Consider the following 3,030-nt stretch of genomic DNA (forward strand, 5'->3'; position numbering starts at 1 on the left):
CGGGTATACCTTGGGCTCCAGGAGCACCTGTTGCTCCGGCCGGACCGGATATACCTTGGGCTCCAGGAGCACCTGTTGCTCCAGCCGGACCGGGTATACCTTGGGCTCCAGGAGCACCTGTTGCTCCAGCCGGTCCCATTGCCCCAACTGGTCCTCTTGGTCCTGCCGGACCTTCTGCTCCGGCTGGTCCTTGTGGTCCCATTTGTCCAGCTGGGCCAGGCAACCCTTGAGGTCCTTGAGGTCCCTGAGGGCCTCCGGCCGGACCAGTTGGTCCTTGTGGTCCCGGAGGGCCAACAACCGTCGGAGTTGTAACATTCACTTCAGGTGGGGGACACTTTACGTGAATTATTTTTTTAATGACTCGCGGACAACGTTTCCTTTTCTTTCCTTTCGAAGGGCAAATAAGTATGGTTTTCTTTTTACACCGTTTCTTATCATCTTGACAACTCAATACTGACACCTCCCTATAGATATGGTTCAGTGTACGTGGGTAGTTTATTTTAGGCATGGACTAATACCCTGTTTTAGCTACACTAAAAATTATTTTTAGAAAAATAGGTTAATGATAGGGTAGTTTTGTCCTTGGTTTTACTTTAACTGTAAGCGTCAAATAGCCCTCATCAGATTATTGCTGTTAATTTGTGTCGCTGGACATAATGGGAGGATTGGATACTTAGACTCTGAAAATTCAGGATAAACTTGAAGGATGATGTCGATTCAAGTTGATAAATGGAAAGCAGCAAGAAGTATATCAGCGACTTTAAAAATATCAATTGCAATTGAGGTTCCTCAGAACTATAATCTGTCTCGAAGAGGGAAATAAATGTAGAAAAATGTCGAACTTATATGGAAAAGGAGGTAATGGTCTGATCAAGGCTTTCTCTCGTTTCTCGTCCACTGGCAAGGCTTGCTTACTGATACGTACATAATCCAACAAGACTGGCGAGGTGCAAAAGGATGAAGTGGTTCCTGAATCTCAAGACAGCTCCAAAGCTTATTCTGGCGTTTGTAAGCGTTGCCCTGATTTTGGCTGCTGTAGGTGTATATGCCCTGACCCAACTAAGCAAGATGAAGGATAATCTGGACGAACTGTATTCGAATAACCTGATATCTGTCCAAGAGATGTCTGCGACTCAAATTGCCTATCAAAATTTGAGAGTACTCGTGCGGGATGCCAGCCTGACCCCTGCTCAGGCGGATAAGGAAAAGCTATTGCTCACGATCCCTAGCCTCAAGAAAGAAGTCGATAACAAAATTCAAGCCTATCGTTCAACCACGCTGACTCCTCCCGAGCTGGCCGAACTGGCTGTCTTCGATATGGAATGGGAGGCCTACCAGAAAGCTTACGACCAGGCTATCGAGCTCGTGCGCAAGCAGGATCAGACAGAGTTCATCAGCTATATGGGCAAGGAGCTGGCGGCACAAGGAGAACGACTGAGAGCAAGTCTGAATCGGTTGATCGATCTGAACGTGAAGTTGGCCGAGCAGAAGAACGTCGATAGCGTTCAGGCCTATAACAACGCACGTCTGATCATGCTTGCTGTCATGATCGGAGCTTTTATCATCAGCATATTGATCGGGTACGTGATTGCGCAGACAATCGCCCGTCCTCTCGGACAGATGGCGGTTCTGGTCAGCCAGCTAGCCGATGGGGATCTCCGCCATCAACTGGATCGCCAGACCCGAGACGAGGTGGGTATGCTGGCCGGCTCCATTAACCGGATGGTGGACAGCTTGAGAAGTCTGCTCGGCGGGATCTCCGTCTCCTCCCAGAGTCTTGCAGCGGCGGCCCAGCAAATCTCAGCAACGACGGAGGAAGTGGCCAGCGGCAGTGCGACCCAAGCCAAATCTGCCCAGTCCATCGCGGAGCTATTCACGGAGCTCTCCTCGGCGATCAATTTTGTAGCTACAAGTGCGGAGCAGGCGGCAGAGCTTACTGGCAACACGGTGCAAACGGCGGACGAAGGCCGAAAAATCATTGATGACTCCATCAAGAGCATGGATACCGTCAATCAGACGATCTCCGCCTTAGAAAAGGACTCTTTGAAAATCGGGGAAATTATCGAAGTGATCGACGATATTGCCGATCAAACCAATCTGCTTGCGCTGAACGCTGCGATCGAGGCGGCTAGAGCGGGGGATCAGGGCCGTGGCTTCGCGGTGGTGGCCGAAGAAGTGCGCAAGCTGGCTGAGCGCAGCGTAGCGGCAACGCGGGAAATCTCGGTCATTATCAAGCTGATGCAGGAGAATACGAAACGGAGCGTATCGGCCGTTTCGGAGAGCGTCTCTCATTCTGTGCGGACGGGGGAAGCCTTCGGCAGGATTGTATCCATGGTCAACGCTTCCTCGAGCAAGGTGAATGAAATCGCCGCAGCCTGTGAGGAGGAGGCAGCTCAGGCCTCCGAGGTCATGGCTTCCGTCGAGCAGGTGGCGTCGTCCAGTCAGGAATCGGCTGCAGCTTCGGAAGAAACGGCAGCAACCTGTCAGACGCTAGCTAACCTTGCGGAAGAGTTGAATACGGCTGTTTCTGTATTTAAGACTCATTAACATAAGGATATACCTCTTAGAACCCGTACCGGTTCAATGATAGTCAACAAGCCCTAACCATTGCTGTTAGGGTTTTTTGGCTTGTTTGATAGATTTCAAGTGAGAGGTGGCATTTCCATAGTTAGTGCTCGCATGCGGGAGAACCGGGGGAAGAGCCGGAATACGAGATCCTAGGGTAGAATCAGACATGTAGCGGGAAATTGCGAGAAGTGTTTCAAGGCATGGTTTACTTATGAGAGAACAACGGGAAAGAATCACAATAAGCTGCAAAAAACAGGTATAAAGACCGTGGAAAGCAGGCATTTACCGTTTTTAAATCTAATCTTGAGGGTATAAGGATGTATGTTTCAGCTAAAATGTCGTACAATATCTGTTGTACGAAGGAGGGGCCAACATGAACCCGCAAAATAATGATTCCATTGAGGTAATTCGTCACAACAACAAGTCTGGCCCAAGCGGCGATGGATACTCCGATGAGCAGAT

General features: G+C 49.8%; 3 protein-coding genes. 1 reads left to right on the top strand and 2 read right to left on the bottom strand.

Annotated elements, in window-relative coordinates; all coding sequences use genetic code 11:
- Nucleotides 1–297 (bottom strand): hypothetical protein (locus WMW72_RS28195; RefSeq protein WP_423227610.1); only part of this gene is annotated, 297 nt, incomplete at its 3' end.
- A 660-nt stretch (nucleotides 298–957) separates the two neighbouring features.
- On the opposite strand from WMW72_RS28195, the gene WMW72_RS28200 reads away from it, so the two are divergent.
- Entirely contained in the window at nucleotides 958–2,547 is a 1,590-nt protein-coding gene (locus tag WMW72_RS28200; protein WP_341418922.1) for a methyl-accepting chemotaxis protein, read from the top strand.
- Between the two features lie 226 nt (nucleotides 2,548–2,773).
- Here WMW72_RS28200 and WMW72_RS28205 read toward each other — a convergent pair.
- Nucleotides 2,774–3,030: hypothetical protein (locus WMW72_RS28205; RefSeq protein ID WP_341418923.1), on the bottom strand; the 257-nt coding region annotated here is incomplete at its 5' end.

Origin of the sequence: Paenibacillus filicis (genome assembly GCF_038070315.1) — a bacterium.
Lineage (GTDB): Bacteria > Bacillota > Bacilli > Paenibacillales > NBRC-103111 > Paenibacillus_G > Paenibacillus_G filicis.

What these genes read in the sequence shown, in the direction of transcription:
- WMW72_RS28200 (WP_341418922.1), top strand. Translation starts at nt 958, where the DNA reads ATGAAGTGGTTCCTGAATCTCAAGACAGCTCCAAAGCTTATTCTGGCG.